Raw genomic sequence first — 17,202 nt, forward strand, 5'->3', positions numbered from 1 at the left:
AAGGGCCGGCCCCGCGCGTGGCGGAGCCGGCCCCTGTCTCGCTGGAGCGAGCGCTTAGAAGCGGATGCCGAGGCCCGCGGTGCCGCGCACCGAATCGAAGCTCACGGTGTCCAAGTTGGCCCGCAGGAAGGTGTTGGTGCCAAGCGGGAACTCGGCGCCGGCACCGACGAGGAAATCGCCTGCGGTCGTGTCGAGACCATCGAAGGTCGAATCCGGGAAGTCGGTATCGTAAATGCCGTTGGGATCGATATCGACCCACTGGTAACCGGCGCGGGCGTAGTACTTCGCGCCGCCGGCATCGGCCACGCCGAGACGGGCGCTGACGCCGTACTCGTTGTCGATCGGGCCGTCGCCGAGGTGGAAGTTGCCTTCCGCACCCACGAAGAAGCCGCTGTCGGTCGGAACGTCGTAACCGGCGAAGACACCGTAGATGAAGCCGCCGTCGTTGGTCTCGATGCCGTCGAGGAGCGGATCGTTGAAATCGTCGTCGGTGGTCAGCTCGTGGTAACCGGCTGAAACGCCGGCGAAGGCCTGCGCTTGCGCAGCCGCCGGGAGGGCGATGGCGGCAACCGAGGTGGCGAGAGCGAATAGAACTTTCTTCATGTCTGCGGCTTTCTTGGTAGCTAGGAAGTCTCGAAATTATCGAGGCGTTAGCCGGTTCCAATGTTTCGCATTGCTGGCAGATTAATACGGAGAGAATGTTCGACGAACGTCACTCTCTGAGCCGCCAACCGCTATTGAAAATCCATCCGATCACCGCGACACAGGCCAGCAGAAAGGCCATCGTCGCCCCCAGCGAAAGCGCGATCGGGAAGTCCGACTGGCCGAGGAAAGTCCACCGCAGGCCGTTCACCAGGTAGACCACGGGATTGAACAGCGCGACAGTGCGCCACGGCTCGGGCAGAAGGTCGATCGAGTAGAAGGTACCGCCGAGAAAGGTCAGCGGCATCAGTACCAGCAAGGGAATGATCTGCAGCTTTTCGAACCCCGTTGCCCACAGACCGATGATGAAGCCGAGCAGCGAGAACGTGGCGGACACCAGCAGGATGTAGAAAAAGGCCAGCAATGGGTGGGCGATCTGGTAGTCGATGATCAGCGCCGCCGTGCCGAGGATCACCGCCGCCAGGATCAGCGACTTGACCGCCGCCGCGCCGACGAAGCCGATAAGCGTCTCGGCCACGCCCACGGGGGCGGACAGCAGCTCGTAAATCGCGCCGGTGAACTTGGGCATGTAGATGCCGAAGCTGGCGTTGCTGGTGCTCTCGGTGAGCAGGGTCAGCATCAGCAGGCCGGGGACGATAAAGGCCCCGTAGCCCACCCCGCCCGGCAGCTCCATGCGCCCGCCGATCGCCGCGCCGAACACGACGAGATAGAGCGAGGTGGTGATGACGGGCGACAGGATCGAGCCGAAGGCGGTGCGGAACATCCGCATCAGCTCGTTACGGAAGATGGCAAAGGCGCCGCGCAGGTTGAGCGTCATGCCGCATTCTCCAGCTTGCCCTCGACGAGGTCCACGAAGATGTCCTCCAGCGTGGAATCCCGGGTATCGAGCCCGGTGAAGACAATGCCCTCGCGCGCCATGATCTGCGCCAGTTCGGCCACCTCGCGCTTGCCCTTGCCCGTCCCGTCGCCGCCGCGATAGACGAGGCGCCTGCCCTCCTCCTCCAGATGCAGCGGATAGGAGGAGAGCACGGCCGGCACGTCGGCAACCGGCGACGCCAGCATGAAATGCGCCTCGGTCCGGCCGAGCTTAGCCATGATCGCGTCCTTGTCGTCGACCAGCAGAATCTGCCCCTTGTTGATGACGCCCACCCGGTCGGCCATTTCCTCGGCCTCCTCGATGTAATGCGTGGTCAGAATGATGGTCACGCCGCGCGCGCGAAGCGCGTCGATCTGCCGCCACATGTCGCGGCGCAGTTCCACGTCGACGCCCGCAGTGGGCTCGTCGAGGAACAGTAGTTCGGGATCGTGGCTCAACGCCTTGGCGATCATGACCCGTCGCTTCATGCCGCCCGACAGTTCGCGGATTTGCGCGTCGCGCTTGTCCCACAGGCTCAGGCTGCGAAGAACTTCCTCGATCCGCGCCTCGTCGGGCGGCAAGCCGAACATCCCGCGCGAATAGCGCACCTGGCGGATGACCTTGTCGAACATGTCGAAGCTGAGTTCCTGCGGCACCAGTCCGATCTTCTGCCGCGCACGCTTCCAGTGCCGGCGAATGTCCTCGCCGAACGCGGCGATGGTGCCGCCGGTCGGATTCACCAACCCGCACACCGCACCGATCAGCGTGGTCTTGCCCGCCCCGTTGGGACCGAGGAGGGCGAATATCTCGCCGCGCCGGATGGTCAGGTCGACGCCCTTCAGCGCCTGAACCCCGCCCTTGTAGGTCTTTTCGAGGCCGCAGATGTCGAGGATGGGTTCGTGCATGAAACGGGAAGTTGGCCAGCCGCCGCCGATTTGCAAGCGCTTGGCAAGGTGTGTCATTCGTGCAAGACAGTGGGCGGGACCTAAAATTGCAAAGGATAATGACCGATGTTGCGTTCCCCGGTATTCCGTATCGCCATGGGCGGCGCGGTCATCGCGCTGGCGCTCACGCTGATGCGCTACCTGGTTGGCGGCTGGTATGACGACGTGCCGAACACGCTGGCGGGCTTCGGTTCGGCAGGTGTGCTGGGCGCAGCGATCGGTGCCTACGTGGCGTTGATGGTCCGCAAGTACGGGCAGCTGCGCGCCATCACCCGCGCCGACTGACGCTATTCGTCGATACCCGCGCGCTGGGCTCTCTCGCGCAGGTTCGCCAGGCCGCGCAGCACTTTCTCGCGGTTGGTGCTGGCCTTCATCCAGCGGGGCAGCCGCGCCATCATGGTGAGGCCGGGCCGGTCGCCCCGCTCGCGCACGGCGGCACCGATCCATTGCTCGATCGCATCCAGGTGGGCGAGGTTGTTGACCCACAGCGTCTCGCCGGCGACCTGCGTCTCGAGGAACCGCCGCAAAGGCTCGTAAGGCGGTCGGGACTGGGGGCTGGACGCGCGCACGGCAGGATAGTCCGCCTTGTGGTCGCAGTGCGGGCAGATGATCGTCATGCGCAATTCGCCGTCCACCGTATGCGCAGTGGGTGCGGGGCGATGGGGCAATTCCTGATCGCACTGCTCGCACACCGGGTGACGCTTTCGTGGGAGAGCCCAGCGATCGGGTCGCGGCATTTTCGAATGGATCGTCCGGTGGCCGCAGTGCGCGCAGCTTACGCCGCCCCGCCCTTTCCTCGCCGCCTTGTTGCACTGCGGACAGTGGACCCAGGTCACCGACCCGAAGCTGCCGACATAGCCGCCCGGATCGGTGGCGCGGTGATGGGTGGGAAGGTCGCGGGTCATCGTCACGGCAATAGCAGCGACGAGTCTCCGTAGGAATAGAAGCGGTATCCTCGCGCGATGGCGTGGGCGTAGGCATCCATCATGCGCTCGCGGCCCATGAGCGCGCTGACCAGCATCATCAGCGTCGACCTGGGCAAATGGAAGTTGGTCATCAGGCCGTCCACCGCGCGGAAGGCGTAGCCGGGCGTGATGAAAATGGCGGTATCTCCGGCAAAGGCGCGCACTTGCCCGTCCTCGCCCGCCGCGCTTTCGAGCAGGCGAAGGCTGGTGGTGCCGACCGCGATCAGTCGCCCGCCCGCCGCCCGCGCCGCGTTCAGGCGTGCCGCGGTCTCGGCAGAGACTGTGCCCCATTCGGCGTGCATGGCGTGGTCATCGGTGTCCTCGGCCTTGACCGGCAGGAACGTGCCTGCGCCGACGTGCAGCGTAAGCGTCTCGGCGCCCACGTCCCGATCCGCCAGCGCGGCCATCAGCCCGGGCGTGAAATGCAGCGCGGCGGTGGGCGCGGCAACGGCGCCGTCGTGTTGCGCGAACATGGTCTGGTAGTCGGCGCGGTCGCGCTCGTCGGTGGGGCGCTTGCCGGCGATGTAGGGCGGCAGCGGCATCCGCCCCGCCCGCTCCAGCAGCACCTCGACCGGTTCCTCGCCGGCAAAGGCAAGCGTGAACGAACCGTCGGCATGGCGCGCCTCGGCCACGGCGGAAACGCCCGCACCGAAATCGATGGTGTCGCCTTCGCTGAGGCGCTTGGCGTTGCGGACGAAGGCCTGCCAGCGCCTCATGTCGATCCGCTTGTGCAGCGTCGCGCCGATCTTGGCCTCGCCCCGCCGCCCTTCGAGCTGCGCGGGGATGACGCGAGTGTCGTTGAACACCAGCACGTCTCCCGGCGCGAGCAGGCCCGGCAGGTCGCGCACGGTGGCATCGGTAAAGGGCGCGTCGTCACGCACCACAAGCATCCGCGCGCTGTCGCGCGGCGCGACGGGGCGCAGCGCGATCAGCTCTTGCGGGAGATCGAAATCGAAAAGGTCGACCTTCAAGGGTGCCCCTCCACCTTGTCCTGAGCGGGTCGAAGGGCCTCCCCGGTCCGGGGAGGATTTACTCGCCGCCGGGCGCGTTGAGCATGTCGAGCGTGATGCGCTCGGCCGGTTGCACCGCCTGCGGCATGGCCTGCGGACGCCCGTCGGCGGCGATCGAGGCTTGCAGGATGCGCGTCGGGTTGCTCGGCGGCTCACCCCGGGTGATGGCATCGACCGCGGCCATGTTGCTGATCACGCGGCCGAAATTGGTGTAGTTCCGGTCGAGCGCGAAGCGCGGATAGAAGACGATGAAGAACTGGCTGTTGGCCGAATCCTCGTCCTGCGCGCGGGCCATCGACACGGTGCCGCGCACGTGCGGCAGGAAGTTGAATTCCTCCTCCAGGTCCGGCAGCTGCGAGCCGCCCTGCCCGGTCCCGGTCGGATCGCCGGTCTGCGCCATGAAGCCGTCGATCACGCGGTGGAACGGGTTGCCGTTGTAGAAGCCCTGCCGGGCCAGCGTCTTGACCCGCTCGACATGGTTGGGCGCCCACTGGGGCACGAGCCGGATCGCCACACGCTCGCCGGTCGAAAGGTCGAGATAGAGGATATTCTCGGGATCCTCGTTCAGGTTGAAGTTGACCGACAGCGGGACCTGGCTCGCCTGCGTGTTGGTGGCCTCCGCGGTCTCCAGCGCCGGGGTCAGCGCGGTATCCTGCGCGAGGGCGGGTGCCGAGAGCATGAGCGTGGCGGCGATGGCCGCGGCAAAGGTGGTGCGGAGCATTCGTGGGTCCGGGAATGGCTGAGTTGTGGGTGCGGCTCTTACGGACGGGCGGCTGACAGTTCAATGAACATATGAGCGCGCCGGGCCTACCACTCGCCCTTCAGCCCGATGCGCGCCACCCGCTCGTCCACCAGCGACTTCACCTCCAGGCTGACGAAGGGCGTCACGTCGCCGCCGTATAGCGCGATTTCCTTCACCAGCTTGCTGGCGATGGGCTGGAGCGCGGTGTCGGCCATCAGGAAGACCGTCTCGATGCGGTCGTTCAACTGCTGGTTCATGCCCGCCATCTGGTACTCGTACTCGAAATCGGCGACCGCCCGCAGGCCGCGCACGATGACGCTGGCGCCGCATTTCTCGGCAAAGGTCATGAGCAGGGCATCGAACCCGACGATCTCGACGTTGCCCAGCCCCAGCCGCACGATCTCGCCGCGCATCATGTCCATGCGCTCGTCGGTGGTGAACATGGCGGTCTTCGAGGGGTTCGTGGTGACCCCGACGATCAGCCGGTCCACCAGCTTGGCCCCGCGCCGGATGATGTCGGCATGGCCGAGCGTGACCGGATCGAAAGTGCCGGGGTAGAGGCCGATGCGCTCTGTCATCTGTCCCGCTCGACGATGAATCGTGCCAGCGCGCGCAACAGGTCGGCTTCCTCGCCGTACTGCACGAGGTGGCCGATGGCCTGTTCGCTGAGCGCCTGTGCCTGTGCGCGGGCATCCTCGACGCCCATCAGGCTGACGAAGGTGGCCTTGCCCGCATCGGCGTCTTTCCTCAGCGCCTTGCCGGCCAGTTCCTCGTCGCCCTCCTCGTCGAGCAGGTCGTCGGCGATCTGGAAGGCGAGGCCGATGTCGCGGGCGTAGGCGCGCAGGTGGCCGCGCTGGTCTTCGGGGACGCGGGCGAGGATCGCGCCCATCTCCACCGATGCGCCGAGCAGCGCGCCGGTCTTCAGTTGCTGGAGCCGGGTAACGGTGTGCAGGTCGAAGTCGGCGCCTGCGCTTTCGGCGGCGATGTCCATCACCTGCCCGCCGGCCATGCCGTTGTGCCCGCTCGCGCTGGCGAGCGCGTGCACGAGATCGGCGCGGATCACGGGATCGGTGCTGACGTGCTGGCTGGCGAGGATCTCGAAAGCCAGCGCGTGCAGCGAATCGCCCGCGAGCACGGCGATCGCCTCGTCGTAGGCCTTGTGCAGCGTCGGCTTGCCGTGGCGCATGTCGTCATCGTCCATGCACGGCAGGTCGTCGTGAATCAGCGAATAGACGTGGATCGCCTCCAGCGCGCAGCCCGCCAGCACGGCGGCATCGCGTTCGGCCCCGTACATCTCGGCGACGGTGACGAGCAGCATGGGGCGCACCCGCTTGCCTCCGCCGATGGCGGCGTAGCGCATGGCCTCGACCAACGTGGCGCGGCTGTCGTCGGGTACGCCGAGCAGGGCGTCGAAGGCGGCATCGACCTCGCCCTGCACGCGGGCGAGACCGCGGCCGAGAACGTCGTCGGCGAGGATCAGACCCATGCCCGCGTTAGTCCGCGTCGAAGGGAACGGTGCCGGTCGCGCGCCCGTCGGAGCCGGCGACGATCTTCTCGATCCGCGCCTGCGCCGCATCGAGCCGCGCCTGGCAATGCGCGCGCAGCTGTTCGCCGCGTTCGTAGAGCGCGATGGACTGGTCGAGCGGCACCTCCCCGCCCTCGAGGTCGCGCACGACCTTTTCCAGCGCTTTCAGCGCATCCTCGAATGTCATCGCGGCGATGTCGATGGTGTCCTCTGCCATGGCGGCAGCATTGGCGGCGCATGGGCGCAGGGTCAAGCGGGCGGTGGGTGCCGAGGCGGGGGGAAATCGGGATGCGCGGGGCTAGCGCCTTTCCCGCCCGCTCGCTAAGGCGCGGCCATGTCCCAGATCACTCCCGAAGTCGTCGCCCAGCACGGGCTGTCCGAAGATGAATACTCGCGCGTGCTGAACGCGCTGGGCCGCGAGCCGAACCTGGTCGAGCTCGGCATCTTCTCGGTCATGTGGTCCGAGCATTGCAGCTACAAGTCGAGCCGCCTGCACCTGAAGAAGCTGCCGACCGAGGCACCGTGGGTGATCTGCGGCCCGGGCGAGAACGCGGGCGTGATCGATATCGGGGACGGCCAGGCTGCTATCTTCAAGATGGAGAGCCACAACCACCCCAGCTACATCGAGCCGTATCAGGGCGCGGCGACCGGCGTGGGCGGCATCCTGCGCGACGTCTTCACCATGGGCGCGCGGCCCGTCGCCAATGCCAACGCGCTGCGCTTCGGCCGGCCCGATCATCCCAAGATGAAGCACCTGGTGCAGGGCGTGGTCGCGGGCATCGGCGGATACGGCAACTGCGTGGGCGTGCCGACCGTGTGCGGAGAGACGAATTTCGACCCGGCCTACGACGGCAACATCCTCGTGAACGCCATGACCGTGGGCGTGGCGGATGCGGACAAGATCTTCTATTCGGCGGCCACCGGTCTCGGCAATCCGATCGTCTACGTCGGCTCCAAGACCGGGCGCGACGGCATTCACGGGGCGACCATGGCCAGCGCCGACTTCGAGGAAGACGCCGAGGCCAAGCGTCCCACCGTGCAGGTGGGCGATCCGTTCACCGAGAAGCTGCTGATCGAGGCCTGCCTCGAACTCATGGCAACCGATGCCATCGTCGCCATCCAGGACATGGGCGCGGCGGGCCTGACCAGCTCCAGCGTGGAGATGGCCACCAACGGCAAGGCCGGCATCCGCCTAGACATGGACAAGGTGCCCTGCCGCGAGGAGGGTATGACGCCCTACGAGATGATGCTGAGCGAGAGCCAGGAGCGCATGCTCATGGTGCTTAAGCCCGGCAAGGAGGCCATGGCAGAGGCGATCTTCCGCAAGTGGGAGCTCGATTTCGCGGTCATCGGCGAGGTGACCGATACCGGGCACATGGTGCTGGAATTCGGCGGCGAGGTGGTCTGCGACATTCCGCTGGGCCCGCTGGCGGCGGACGCCCCGCTCTACGACCGGCCCTACCTCTCGATGGAGGACTACACCGCATGGGCGGGTGTCACGCCGCTCACCGACCGGCCCGACACCAGCGATCCGGGCGCGGACCTGCTGAAGCTGATAGCCAGCCCGGCGCTCGCCAGCCGCAACTGGATTTCCGAGCAGTACGACAGCCAGGTCGGCGCGGACACGCTGCAGACCGGCGGCGATGCGGGCGTGGTGCGCGTTCACGGCACTCGCAAGGCGCTCGCCATCAGCACCGACTGCACGCCGCGCTACGTCTTTGCCGATCCCTATGAGGGCGGCAAGCAGGCCATCGCCGAGGCCTATCGGAATCTTTGCGCCGTGGGTGCGCGGCCCTTGGCGGTCACCAACTGCCTCAACTTCGCCAACCCGCAGCGTCCCGAGATCATGGCCCAGCTCGTCCACGCCCTGCGCGGCATGGGCAAGGCCTGCCAGTATCTCGACTTCCCGATCGTGTCGGGCAACGTCAGCCTCTACAACGAGAGCAAGGCGACCGGCGGCGGCAGCGCCATCCTGCCCACGCCCGCCATCGGCGGCGTCGGCCTGATCGACGACTACGCGCAGATGATGACCATGCCGTTCAAGGCCGCGGGCGAGGCGATCTACCTCGTCGCGCCAGATGCCTGGTCCACGCCCGATCCCGACCGCTCGCACCTCGGCAAGTCGTTGTGGCTGAAGGAGATCCACGGCCGCGACGAGGGCCGCGCCCCGCCGGTCGACCTGACGCTGGAAAAGGCTGCGGGCCGCATCGTGCGCGAGCTGATCGCTGAAGGGCTGGTCTCTGCCGTACACGACATCTCCGACGGCGGCCTCGCCGTGGCGCTGGCCGAGATGGCCATGGCTTCGGGCATCGGTGCCGAGGTCGAAAAGCAGGGCGACTACACCGCCGCGCAGTGGTGGTTCGGCGAGGATCAGGGGCGCTACGTCGTCACCGTTCCCGATACCCACGCTTTCAACGCCGCTCTCGCCAAGGGCACGGAGAATGACGAAACCGCCGCGGTCGGCTTCACCCGTATCGGCACCACCGGCGGCGATAGCCTGCTGGGCGTTGCCGTGACCGACCTAAAAGCCGCCCACCGCCGCTTTTTCGCCGAATGGATGGAGAGCTGATGGCGGCCGGATATTCCGGCACGCCGCTGGCGAAAAAGCTCAACCTGCGCGACGGGCAGCGCGTGTGGTTCCACGCCATGCCCGAAAGCGTGCAGGAGGAGATAGGCGAATACGCCCTCGACCTCATCCCTGCCGCCGGTCTCGAGGACAGCGTCGAGGCCGCGCACCTGTTCGTCACCGAGCGCGCCGAACTAGAGCGTCTGCTGGCAACCTTGCGCGGGACGATGGCGAGCGACGGGCAGGTCTGGGTGAGCTGGCCGAAAAAGGCCGCAGGTTTGCCGACCGACATCACCGAGGACACGATCCGCGAAGTCGCGCTGCCAATGGGCTTCGTCGACACCAAAGTCTGCGCGGTAGACGCGGTCTGGTCGGCGCTCAAGCTGGTGATCCGCAAAGAGCTGCGATGAACGAGAGCCCCTTCCCGCCCCTCCCCGACCTCTCCGATGCCGAGCGGGTCGCGCAAGCCCGCGCCTTGGCGCAGCGTCTTGCCATGCGCCGCACCTGCCGCGCCTTCGCCGATACGCCCGTCCCGCGAGAGGTGATAGAGCAAGCCATCGCCGCTGCCGGAACGGCGCCGAGCGGTGCAAACCATCAGCCGTGGCATTTCGTCGCGATCTCCGACCCCGCGACCAAGCGCGCCATCCGCCTCGCCGCCGAGGAGGAAGAACGCGATTTCTACGCCCACCGCGCCAGCGAGGAATGGCTGGGCGCCCTTGCCCCGCTCGGCACCGATCCAGACAAGCCTTTCCTCGAAATAGCGCCCTGGCTGATCGTCTGCTTCGCCCAGCGCAAGGGCGGCATCGAAGAGGATGGCCGCATGACGAACTACTACGTCACCGAAAGCGTCGGCATTGCCTGCGGGATGCTGCTGGCGACGCTGAACGAGGCCGGTCTCGCCACGCTTACCCACACGCCGTCCCCGATGGGTTTCCTGCGCGAAATCTGCGGGCGGCCCGAGCACGAAAAACCGCTGATGATTGTCGTTGCCGGCCTTCCCTCTGCCGAAGCGGCCGTGCCGGACCACGCGCTCCGTAAAAAAGGACTGAGTCGGATCGCCAGCTGGATCTGAGGTCGTGTTCGCGCGTAGTCATTGAAACCGCTTGCGCATTTGCTGCGTTTTTGCTTTGAGCACACGGCCTATGAGGCACCATGCCTCATACACGACGGAGATTTGGAAGATGATCAAGAACGAGCGTCAGACCTGGACCACGCCCGCCGTAATCGACGCGGATGCCAACGCGAGCCACGTATGCAACAAGGCCGTTGGCACGGCTCCCGATGGCGGCACTGTTTCGTATCCCACATCCTGATTGCACGTCGCCGCGTAAGCGCGGCGATTGTCCAAACGCTGAAATTCGAGAACGGCGGGCCGAGCGATCGGTCCGCCGTTTTCACGTCTACGCAAAGTCCAGCAACCTGAGTACAGCGGTCAGATCGCCGCGATCGATCCAGCCGTTGGCAGCGGCACGGGCCTTGGGCTTCGCGCGATAAGCCATGCCGTATGTCGCGGTCTCAAGCATCGGAATGTCGTTGGCCCCATCGCCCGCGGCCATGCTGACGGCCCCCGCGCCGCGCCGGGCCATTTCCTCCTCGAGCACAGTCTTCTTGGTCCCGCTGTCGGTTATCGCGCTAACAAGCCTGCCGGTCAGCTTGCCGCCGGATACCTCGAGCCGGTTTCCGACCACCCGCTCGAACCCGAGTTGCTCGCCAACCCTGTCGGCGAAGTGGTGAAAACCACCGGTTACGAGCACCGTGCGGCAGCCGCGGCTCTTGAGCGCGTCCACCAGCGCCCGTGCGCCGTCGGTCGGGCGGATACGCTCGGCGAGGCACCGATCGATGGCGTCCTCGGGCAGGCCCTCCAACAGGCCGACCCGCTCGCGCAGCGCGCTTTTGAAGTCGAGCTCGCCCTGCATGGCGCGCTCGGTGATGGCGGCGACGCGGTCCTTCAAACCGGCGAAATCGGCGAGCTCGTCGATGCACTCCTGTCCGATCATAGTCGAATCCATGTCGGACACGAAAACGTCGGGCACGCGGATCTCGTCGCGGGCGATCAGGCCGTCGCTGCCCGGAAAATGTACGTCGAGGGCGGCGCGCATGGCGGCCATGTCGTCACCCGGGCTCTCGATCTGTAGCACGTCGCCGCAGAAATCGAGCATGGCGGCGTGAGCCATGGGCACCGGGCCGTCGGCGACCTCTGCGGCAAAGGCGTCCAGCCGGGTTTCCAGCGTGTCGGGGTCTGCTATCACGCGGGCGATGAGCAAGGCGGCAACTCCTCGGGGCAACGAGCTGGCGCTCATCGCAGGGCCGACCGCGAGCGGCAAGAGCGATCTGGCGGTGCGGCTGGCACTTACCCTTGCCGACGTGGGCCGCGAGGCGGTCGTCATCAACGCCGACAGCGCGCAGGTCTATGCCGACCTGCAGGTACTCAGCGCGCGCCCGTCCGAGGCCGAGATGCGGGGCATACCGCATCGCCTCTTCGGCACTTGGGACGGTGCCGTGGCCTGCTCGGCAGCGGACTGGGCGGCAGCGGCCAGGCGCGAGATCGATACTGCGCACGTAAATGGTGCGGTGCCGATCCTGGTCGGCGGGACCGGGCTGTACATTCGCACCTTGCTCGACGGCATCGCGCCCGTTCCCGACATCGACCCGGACGTGCGCGAAGCTGTGCGGGCCTTGCCCCTCCCCGCCGCCTACGCCGCGCTGCAGGCCGAGGACCCGGAGCGCGCCGCCACCCTCGCGCCGGCCGACAGCCAGCGCATCACGCGCGCGCTGGAGGTCGTGCGCTCCACCGGGCGGACGCTGGGCGACTGGCAGGCACACAAGGTCGGCGGAATCGGCCGCGCGGTCACGCTCGCCCCGTTGGTGCTGCTGCCCGATCGCGAGACGCTGTACGAGCGGTGCGACGCGCGGTTCTCGGCGATGATGAGGCAAGGCGCAGTGGCCGAAGTGGAGGCGCTGCTCTCCCGCGATCTGCCGCCAGACATGCCCGTAATGCGCGCCATCGGCGTACCCGAGATCGCAGGCTGCCTGCGCGGCGAATGGTCGCGCGATGAGGCTATTGCGCGCGGTCGGCAGAGCACCCGGAATTACGCCAAGCGCCAATACACCTGGCTGCGCCACCAGCCCCCGGATGACTGGCCGCACGAGCTTCCTGAAAATGTCACCTTGGACACTCACTTTGAAATATTATTCTCTGATTAGCGGTTGACAGGATATTTTCTAATCCATAGAGCGGTCCGCGAAGAGGAGAGGACGTGGCCCGGCGAGAGCGATCTTGCCGGGCCCGTTGTTTCCGGGAACCGCTAGGTCCGAATTTAGGAGTGTTGACGTGACCACCGAACGCAGCGGCGCTGCGATCCTCGTCGAAAGCCTTGTGCGGCAGGGTGTCGAATTCGTCTTCGGCTATCCCGGCGGCGCGGTGCTGCCGATCTACGACGAACTCTTTTCCGACGAGCGCATCCGGCACATCCTCGTGCGGCACGAGGCGGGCGCGGCGCATGCGGCGGAGGGTTATGCCCGCTCAACCGGCAAGCCCGGCGTGGTCCTCGTCACCAGCGGCCCGGGCGCGACCAATGCCATCACCGGCATTGCCGATGCCTTTCTCGATTCCATCCCGCTCGTCGTCATCACCGGGCAGGTGCCGACGAATCTGATTGGCACCGACGCTTTCCAAGAGGCCGATACCGTCGGCCTGACGCGGCATTGCTCCAAGCACAATTATCTTGTGAAGGACCCTGAAGACCTCGCCGCAACCATCGAGGAAGCTTTCGAAATCGCCACCACTGGCCGTCCCGGTCCGGTCGTCGTCGACATTCCCAAGAACGTCCAGATCGCCACCGCCATCCTGACCGACGGCCCCGCCCCGCGGCGCAAGCGGTACACCCCGCGCACCGTCGCCGCGCCGGAGGAAATCGCCGAAGCCATCGAGATGATAGCCGCGGCCGAGCGCCCCGTGCTCTACACCGGCGGCGGCGTCATCAACGCCGGGCCGCGCGCGAGCGAGCTTCTGCGCGAGCTCCAGCAACTGACCGGCGCGCCCGTCACCAGCACGCTGATGGGCCTCGGCGCCTTCCCCGCCGATCATCCCGACTGGCTCGGGATGCTGGGGATGCACGGCACCTACGAAGCCAACATGGCGATGAACCAGTGCGACGTCATGGTCTGCATCGGCGCCCGCTTCGACGATCGCGTTACCGGGCGGCTCGATGCGTTTTCGCCGGGCTCGAAGAAGATCCATATCGATATCGACCGCTCCAGCATCAACAAGATCGTCCCCGTCGATCTCGGCATTGTCGGCGACTGCGGGCAGGTGCTGGACCAGCTCGTCAGCGCCTGGGGTTCTCGCCGCAGCCGCGACCTCGGCGAATGGAAGGCCCGCATCGCCGGGTGGCGCGCGCGCGACAGCCTCGCCTATCTGGCGAAGAAGTCGGAGATCATGCCGCAACTCGCGGTGCAGCGCCTGTTCGAGCTGACGCGCGATCGCGATCCCATCATCACCACCGAGGTCGGCCAGCACCAGATGTGGGCGGCGCAGTATTTCGGCTTCATGGGGCCCAACAAGTGGCTGACGAGCGGTGGCCTGGGGACCATGGGCTATGGCCTGCCCGCCGCCATCGGGGCGCAGCTCGGCAATCCGGACAGCCTCGTCATCGACATCGCTGGCGAGGCGAGCATCCAGATGAACATCCAGGAGCTCGGCACCGCCAGCCAGTTCCGCTTGCCGGTCAAGGTGTTCATCCTCAACAACGAATACATGGGCATGGTCCGCCAGTGGCAGGAACTAACCTACGAAAGCCGCTATTCAAACAGTTACAGTGACAGTCTGCCGGACTTTGTAAAGCTGGCCGAGGCTTACGGCTGGAAGGGCATCCGCATCACCGAGGAAGCCGGGCTCGACGCGGGGATCGAGGCCATGCTGGCGCACGACGGGCCCGTCATCGTCGATTGCCAGGTGTCGAAGGATGCCAACTGCTTCCCCATGATCCCCAGCGGCGCAGCGCATACCGAGATGCTCCTCTACGGCGACATGGTCGAAGGCACGATGGCCGACGAAGCGAAGGCACTCGTCTGATGAAGATCCAGCACCGCGATACCGAGCGGCACGTGCTCGCCGTCACCGTCGACAACGAGGCGGGCATCCTCGCCAAGATCGCCGGCCTGTTTACCGCGCGCGGGTACAATATCGACAGCCTGACTGTGGCCGACATCTCGGAAGACCACGCACTCAGCCGCATCACCATAGTCACCAACGGCCCGCCGCCGGTGATCGACCAGATCATGGCCCAGCTCGAACGGCTGGTGCCGGTCCACAAGGTTGTCGACCTGACCGAGGCCGGCCCGCACGTGGAGCGCGAGTTGGCCCTGATCAAGGTGGCCGGCACCGGCGAGAACCGCGTCGAGGCGCTGCGCCTTGCCGACGTATTCCGCGCGCGCCCGGTCGACACCACCACCAACAGCTTCATCTTCGAACTCACGGGTCCGCCCGACAAGATCGACAGTTTCATTGCCCTGATGCGCGAAATCGGCTTGGTCGAGGTCGGCCGCACCGGGATCGTCGGCATGATGCGCGGTCCGGACGGCGCCTAGGAGCTTCGAGCAATGGAATTCGTGAACCCCACCTTCGTCATGCTGTGGGCGGCCGCCCTCGCCGCCATCCTCGCCCTCGCTCACTCGGTGATCGGCGAGCGGGCGCTGATCCGCCCCCTGCTGGCCGAGAAGGCCGGCGTGCTGGAGAACCCCGTCTACGCCAAGGTCACACGCCTCGCCTGGCACTGGACGAGCCTGTTGTGGCTGCTGGCCGCCGCCGTGCTTGCCCTCGCCGCCTATGGCGAGATCGCCGTGCCGTGGCTGGTGCTCGCCATCGGCATCGGCCACCTCGCCTTCGGCCTGTTCGACCTCGCCTGGACGAAAGGCCGCCATGTCTCCGGCGCCCCCATCGCATTCGTCGGCCTGCTCGCCTGCCTTGCCGTGATGGCGAGCGCGCCGCCCGCTTAAATCCACGATCCTGACAGGGAACATCATGAAAGTTTATTACGACGCCGACGCCGACCTCAACCTCGTCACCGACAAGACCGTGGTCGTGCTCGGCTATGGCAGTCAGGGCCACGCCCATGCCCAGAACCTGCGCGATTCGGGCGTAAAGGACGTTCGCATCGCCCTGCGTGAAGGCAGCGCCACGGCGAAGAAGGCCGAGGACGCGGGTTTCGCCGTTGTGTCCAACAGGGAGGCGGCCGAGGTCGCCGACATCCTGATGATCCTCGCCCCCGACGAGCACCAGGCGGCGATCTGGGAGAATGACCTCAAGGGCAACATGAAGCCGGGCGCCGCGCTCGCCTTCGCGCACGGCCTCAACGTCCACTTTGGGCTGATCGAGCCACCGCAAGACATCGACGTCATCATGATCGCCCCCAAGGGTCCGGGCCACACGGTTCGCAGCGAATACGTGAAGGGCGGCGGCGTGCCCTGCCTTATCGCCGTGCACCAGGACGCCAGCGGCAACGCGCATGATGTCGCCCTTGCCTATGCCAGCGCCGTGGGCGGCGGGCGCAGCGGCATTATCGAGACCAACTTCCGCGAGGAATGCGAGACCGACCTGTTCGGCGAGCAGGCCGTCCTGTGCGGCGGCATCACGCACCTCATCCAGGCTGGGTTCGAAACGCTGGTGGAGGCCGGTTACGCGCCCGAAATGGCCTATTTCGAATGCCTGCACGAGACCAAGCTGATCGTCGACCTGCTCTACGAAGGCGGCATCGCCAACATGCGCTATTCGATCAGCAATACGGCCGAATACGGCGACATCACCATCGGCCCACGCATTATCACGCCCGAGACCAAGGCCGAGATGAAGCGCGTGCTCGACGACGTGCAGTCGGGCCGCTTCGTCAAGAACTTCGTGCTCGACAACCGCGCAGGCCAGCCCGAACTCAAGGCGGCGCGGAAGCGCGCCGAGGCGCATCCGATCGAGCAGACCGGCGCTCGCCTTCGCGCCATGATGCCATGGATCGGGGCGAACAAGCTGGTCGACAAGGAACGGAACTGACGGCGCGCGGGCGGCGTTGGCGAGGAAAGGAGACCAGTCCGATGCCCCGCCTTCTCGCCTTCGCCCCGCTCGCGCTCCTCGCCGCCGCTTGCCAGCCCGGTCAGGAGCCGGGCGATGAGCCCGCGGCTGCCGAAACTGGCGAAACCATCGCGTCAGGCAACAGCGACACCACCCCCACACCTTCGGTCACGCCCATGATGGTACCGGTTCCCGCGGGGGAACCGTCCACGGCGACCGAGCCTGCCGACGTGGCGGACAGCACCTGCGGAGCGGACAAGGTCGGCCCGTGGATCGGGCAGGAGGCCACCGTCCCCGTCCGCCGAGCCGTGGTGGAAGCGGCCAGACCCGGTTCGGATCGCTGGATTTATCCCGACTCGATGGTCACCACGGACCGACGCGAGGATCGCCTGAACGTGGTCATGGAACGCGGCACCGACCGCTTCGTCTCGGCGCATTGCGGCTGACGCCTTGGCGCAAAGTCATCGCATTTACGCCAAGCCCTTCGCCAAGGTCTATCCGGCCTATGTCGCCAAGGCGGAGCGCAAGGGGCGCACGAAGGCAGAGGTGGACGAGATCATCTGCTGGCAGACCGGCTATGACGAAGCCGGGCTGGCAGCGGCCATCGATGACGGGCGCGATTTTGCAGCCTTCTTCGCGCAGGCCCCCGCCCCCAAGCCCGATCGCCTGCTGGTGACCGGCAAGGTCTGCGGCGTGCAGGTGGAGGCGCTGGAGGACCCGCTGATGCGCGAGATCCGCATCCTCGACAAGCTGGTCGATGAACTGGCGAAAGGCCGCCCGATGGCGAAGATCCTGCGGCGGGCCTGATGAGCGCGCGCGACGGTGGACAGAGTTAATCTCGCGCGGCACAATGCCAGGCGACCCTTCAGCT

The 17,202-nt window shown here is 66.6% G+C and carries 21 protein-coding genes; 11 read left to right on the forward strand and 10 right to left on the reverse strand.

Going from position 1 to position 17,202, the window contains the following annotated elements; translation table 11 throughout:
* Window positions 1-54: 54 nt before the first annotated feature.
* The 3 genes from AAW00_RS14195 to AAW00_RS04165 all read right to left on the reverse strand — a co-directional run bounded on the left by AAW00_RS14195 (window position 55) and on the right by AAW00_RS04165 (window position 2,424).
* Window positions 55-603 (reverse strand): outer membrane protein, encoded by a 549-nt coding sequence (locus AAW00_RS14195; RefSeq protein WP_052761751.1) that lies wholly within the window; start codon window positions 601-603, stop codon window positions 55-57.
* 109 nt (window positions 604-712) lie between these two features.
* Window positions 713-1,480 (reverse strand): ABC transporter permease, encoded by a 768-nt coding sequence (locus AAW00_RS04160; RefSeq protein ID WP_047003016.1) that lies wholly within the window; start codon window positions 1,478-1,480, stop codon window positions 713-715.
* Window positions 1,477-2,424: an ABC transporter ATP-binding protein gene (locus AAW00_RS04165; RefSeq protein WP_047003523.1), complete on the reverse strand. Its 948-nt coding sequence runs from the start codon at window positions 2,422-2,424 to the stop codon at window positions 1,477-1,479. The genes AAW00_RS04160 and AAW00_RS04165 overlap by 4 nt, the downstream gene beginning before the upstream one ends.
* Window positions 2,425-2,529: 105 nt before the next feature.
* Between AAW00_RS04165 and AAW00_RS04170 the strand changes: the two genes are divergently transcribed.
* Window positions 2,530-2,748 (forward strand): hypothetical protein, encoded by a 219-nt coding sequence (locus tag AAW00_RS04170; protein WP_047003017.1) that lies wholly within the window; start codon window positions 2,530-2,532, stop codon window positions 2,746-2,748.
* A 2-nt stretch (window positions 2,749-2,750) separates the two neighbouring features.
* On the opposite strand, the gene AAW00_RS14870 is transcribed toward AAW00_RS04170, so the two are convergent.
* From AAW00_RS14870 to AAW00_RS04200, 6 genes are all read right to left on the reverse strand, one after another.
* Window positions 2,751-3,368 carry a hypothetical protein gene (locus AAW00_RS14870; protein WP_156169916.1) on the reverse strand — a complete coding sequence of 206 codons (618 nt, stop codon included), beginning with the start codon at window positions 3,366-3,368 and terminating at the stop codon, window positions 2,751-2,753.
* 2 nt (window positions 3,369-3,370) lie between these two features.
* On the reverse strand, window positions 3,371-4,399 hold the full coding sequence (queA, locus tag AAW00_RS04180; RefSeq protein ID WP_047003018.1) for a tRNA preQ1(34) S-adenosylmethionine ribosyltransferase-isomerase QueA: 1,029 nt from the start codon (window positions 4,397-4,399) through the stop codon (window positions 3,371-3,373).
* 58 nt (window positions 4,400-4,457) lie between these two features.
* On the reverse strand, window positions 4,458-5,159 hold the full coding sequence (locus AAW00_RS04185) for a peptidylprolyl isomerase (RefSeq protein WP_047003019.1): 702 nt from the start codon (window positions 5,157-5,159) through the stop codon (window positions 4,458-4,460).
* 86 nt (window positions 5,160-5,245) lie between these two features.
* Complete coding sequence (gene coaD, locus AAW00_RS04190; protein ID WP_047003020.1) at window positions 5,246-5,758, reverse strand: pantetheine-phosphate adenylyltransferase; 513 nt, start codon at window positions 5,756-5,758, stop codon at window positions 5,246-5,248.
* On the reverse strand, window positions 5,755-6,666 hold the full coding sequence (locus AAW00_RS04195) for a polyprenyl synthetase family protein (RefSeq protein WP_047003021.1): 912 nt from the start codon (window positions 6,664-6,666) through the stop codon (window positions 5,755-5,757). Before AAW00_RS04195 ends, coaD begins: the two co-directional genes overlap by 4 nt.
* Window positions 6,667-6,673: 7 nt before the next feature.
* Entirely contained in the window at window positions 6,674-6,922 is a 249-nt protein-coding gene (locus tag AAW00_RS04200) for an exodeoxyribonuclease VII small subunit (protein WP_047003022.1), read from the reverse strand.
* Window positions 6,923-7,039: 117 nt separating this feature from the next.
* Between AAW00_RS04200 and purL the strand changes: the two genes are divergently transcribed.
* Genes purL through AAW00_RS04215 form a run of 3 tightly spaced genes read left to right on the forward strand, consistent with a single transcriptional unit; the run spans window position 7,040 to window position 10,343 of the window.
* On the forward strand, window positions 7,040-9,274 hold the full coding sequence (gene purL / locus AAW00_RS04205) for a phosphoribosylformylglycinamidine synthase subunit PurL (RefSeq protein ID WP_047003023.1): 2,235 nt from the start codon (window positions 7,040-7,042) through the stop codon (window positions 9,272-9,274).
* Window positions 9,274-9,681, forward strand: a complete 408-nt coding sequence (locus AAW00_RS04210) for a DUF3052 family protein (protein ID WP_047003024.1) — start codon at window positions 9,274-9,276, stop codon at window positions 9,679-9,681. Before purL ends, AAW00_RS04210 begins: the two co-directional genes overlap by 1 nt.
* Window positions 9,678-10,343 (forward strand): nitroreductase family protein, encoded by a 666-nt coding sequence (locus AAW00_RS04215; protein ID WP_047003025.1) that lies wholly within the window; start codon window positions 9,678-9,680, stop codon window positions 10,341-10,343. Before AAW00_RS04210 ends, AAW00_RS04215 begins: the two co-directional genes overlap by 4 nt.
* 328 nt (window positions 10,344-10,671) lie before the next feature.
* Here the strand turns inward: AAW00_RS04215 and serB are convergent, their stop codons facing one another.
* Window positions 10,672-11,535, reverse strand: coding sequence for a phosphoserine phosphatase SerB (gene serB, locus AAW00_RS04220; RefSeq protein ID WP_047003026.1), 864 nt, complete (start codon window positions 11,533-11,535; stop codon window positions 10,672-10,674).
* Here serB and miaA point away from each other — a divergent pair.
* The 7 genes from miaA (at window position 11,528) to AAW00_RS04255 (ending at window position 17,138) form a co-directional block, all read left to right on the forward strand.
* Entirely contained in the window at window positions 11,528-12,475 is a 948-nt protein-coding gene (gene miaA / locus AAW00_RS04225) for a tRNA (adenosine(37)-N6)-dimethylallyltransferase MiaA (protein WP_047003027.1), read from the forward strand. The genes serB and miaA overlap by 8 nt on opposite strands.
* A 127-nt stretch (window positions 12,476-12,602) precedes the next feature.
* Window positions 12,603-14,345, forward strand: coding sequence for a biosynthetic-type acetolactate synthase large subunit (gene ilvB / locus AAW00_RS04230; protein WP_047003028.1), 1,743 nt, complete (start codon window positions 12,603-12,605; stop codon window positions 14,343-14,345).
* Window positions 14,345-14,860 (forward strand): acetolactate synthase small subunit, encoded by a 516-nt coding sequence (gene ilvN / locus AAW00_RS04235; RefSeq protein WP_047003029.1) that lies wholly within the window; start codon window positions 14,345-14,347, stop codon window positions 14,858-14,860. The genes ilvB and ilvN overlap by 1 nt, the downstream gene beginning before the upstream one ends.
* A gap of 12 nt (window positions 14,861-14,872) precedes the next feature.
* Complete coding sequence (locus AAW00_RS04240; RefSeq protein WP_047003030.1) at window positions 14,873-15,268, forward strand: hypothetical protein; 396 nt, start codon at window positions 14,873-14,875, stop codon at window positions 15,266-15,268.
* 25 nt (window positions 15,269-15,293) lie between these two features.
* Window positions 15,294-16,313: a ketol-acid reductoisomerase gene (ilvC, locus tag AAW00_RS04245; protein ID WP_047003031.1), complete on the forward strand. Its 1,020-nt coding sequence runs from the start codon at window positions 15,294-15,296 to the stop codon at window positions 16,311-16,313.
* A 41-nt stretch (window positions 16,314-16,354) separates the two neighbouring features.
* Window positions 16,355-16,777: an I78 family peptidase inhibitor gene (locus tag AAW00_RS04250; protein WP_047003032.1), complete on the forward strand. Its 423-nt coding sequence runs from the start codon at window positions 16,355-16,357 to the stop codon at window positions 16,775-16,777.
* Between the two features lie 4 nt (window positions 16,778-16,781).
* The gene (locus AAW00_RS04255) at window positions 16,782-17,138 is read left to right on the forward strand and encodes a DUF2200 domain-containing protein (RefSeq protein ID WP_047003033.1); all 357 of its coding nucleotides are present in this window, start codon (window positions 16,782-16,784) and stop codon (window positions 17,136-17,138) included.
* Window positions 17,139-17,202: the final 64 nt, after the last annotated feature.

The organism is Aurantiacibacter luteus, from assembly GCF_001010945.1.
Classification (GTDB): domain Bacteria; phylum Pseudomonadota; class Alphaproteobacteria; order Sphingomonadales; family Sphingomonadaceae; genus Alteraurantiacibacter; species Alteraurantiacibacter luteus.

What these genes read in the sequence shown, in the direction of transcription:
- purL (WP_047003023.1), top strand. Translation starts at nt 7,040, where the DNA reads ATGTCCCAGATCACTCCCGAAGTCGTCGCCCAGCACGGGCTGTCCGAA.
- AAW00_RS04165 (WP_047003523.1), bottom strand. Translation starts at nt 2,424, where the DNA reads ATGCACGAACCCATCCTCGACATCTGCGGCCTCGAAAAGACCTACAAG.
- miaA (WP_047003027.1), top strand. Translation starts at nt 11,528, where the DNA reads ATGAGCAAGGCGGCAACTCCTCGGGGCAACGAGCTGGCGCTCATCGCA.
- coaD (WP_047003020.1), bottom strand. Translation starts at nt 5,758, where the DNA reads ATGACAGAGCGCATCGGCCTCTACCCCGGCACTTTCGATCCGGTCACG.
- AAW00_RS04210 (WP_047003024.1), top strand. Translation starts at nt 9,274, where the DNA reads ATGGCGGCCGGATATTCCGGCACGCCGCTGGCGAAAAAGCTCAACCTG.
- AAW00_RS04215 (WP_047003025.1), top strand. Translation starts at nt 9,678, where the DNA reads ATGAACGAGAGCCCCTTCCCGCCCCTCCCCGACCTCTCCGATGCCGAG.
- AAW00_RS04160 (WP_047003016.1), bottom strand. Translation starts at nt 1,480, where the DNA reads ATGACGCTCAACCTGCGCGGCGCCTTTGCCATCTTCCGTAACGAGCTG.
- AAW00_RS04170 (WP_047003017.1), top strand. Translation starts at nt 2,530, where the DNA reads ATGTTGCGTTCCCCGGTATTCCGTATCGCCATGGGCGGCGCGGTCATC.
- ilvC (WP_047003031.1), top strand. Translation starts at nt 15,294, where the DNA reads ATGAAAGTTTATTACGACGCCGACGCCGACCTCAACCTCGTCACCGAC.
- AAW00_RS04250 (WP_047003032.1), top strand. Translation starts at nt 16,355, where the DNA reads ATGCCCCGCCTTCTCGCCTTCGCCCCGCTCGCGCTCCTCGCCGCCGCT.
- AAW00_RS04240 (WP_047003030.1), top strand. Translation starts at nt 14,873, where the DNA reads ATGGAATTCGTGAACCCCACCTTCGTCATGCTGTGGGCGGCCGCCCTC.
- AAW00_RS04185 (WP_047003019.1), bottom strand. Translation starts at nt 5,159, where the DNA reads ATGCTCCGCACCACCTTTGCCGCGGCCATCGCCGCCACGCTCATGCTC.
- ilvN (WP_047003029.1), top strand. Translation starts at nt 14,345, where the DNA reads ATGAAGATCCAGCACCGCGATACCGAGCGGCACGTGCTCGCCGTCACC.
- AAW00_RS04200 (WP_047003022.1), bottom strand. Translation starts at nt 6,922, where the DNA reads ATGGCAGAGGACACCATCGACATCGCCGCGATGACATTCGAGGATGCG.
- AAW00_RS14870 (WP_156169916.1), bottom strand. Translation starts at nt 3,368, where the DNA reads ATGACCCGCGACCTTCCCACCCATCACCGCGCCACCGATCCGGGCGGC.
- AAW00_RS14195 (WP_052761751.1), bottom strand. Translation starts at nt 603, where the DNA reads ATGAAGAAAGTTCTATTCGCTCTCGCCACCTCGGTTGCCGCCATCGCC.
- AAW00_RS04195 (WP_047003021.1), bottom strand. Translation starts at nt 6,666, where the DNA reads ATGGGTCTGATCCTCGCCGACGACGTTCTCGGCCGCGGTCTCGCCCGC.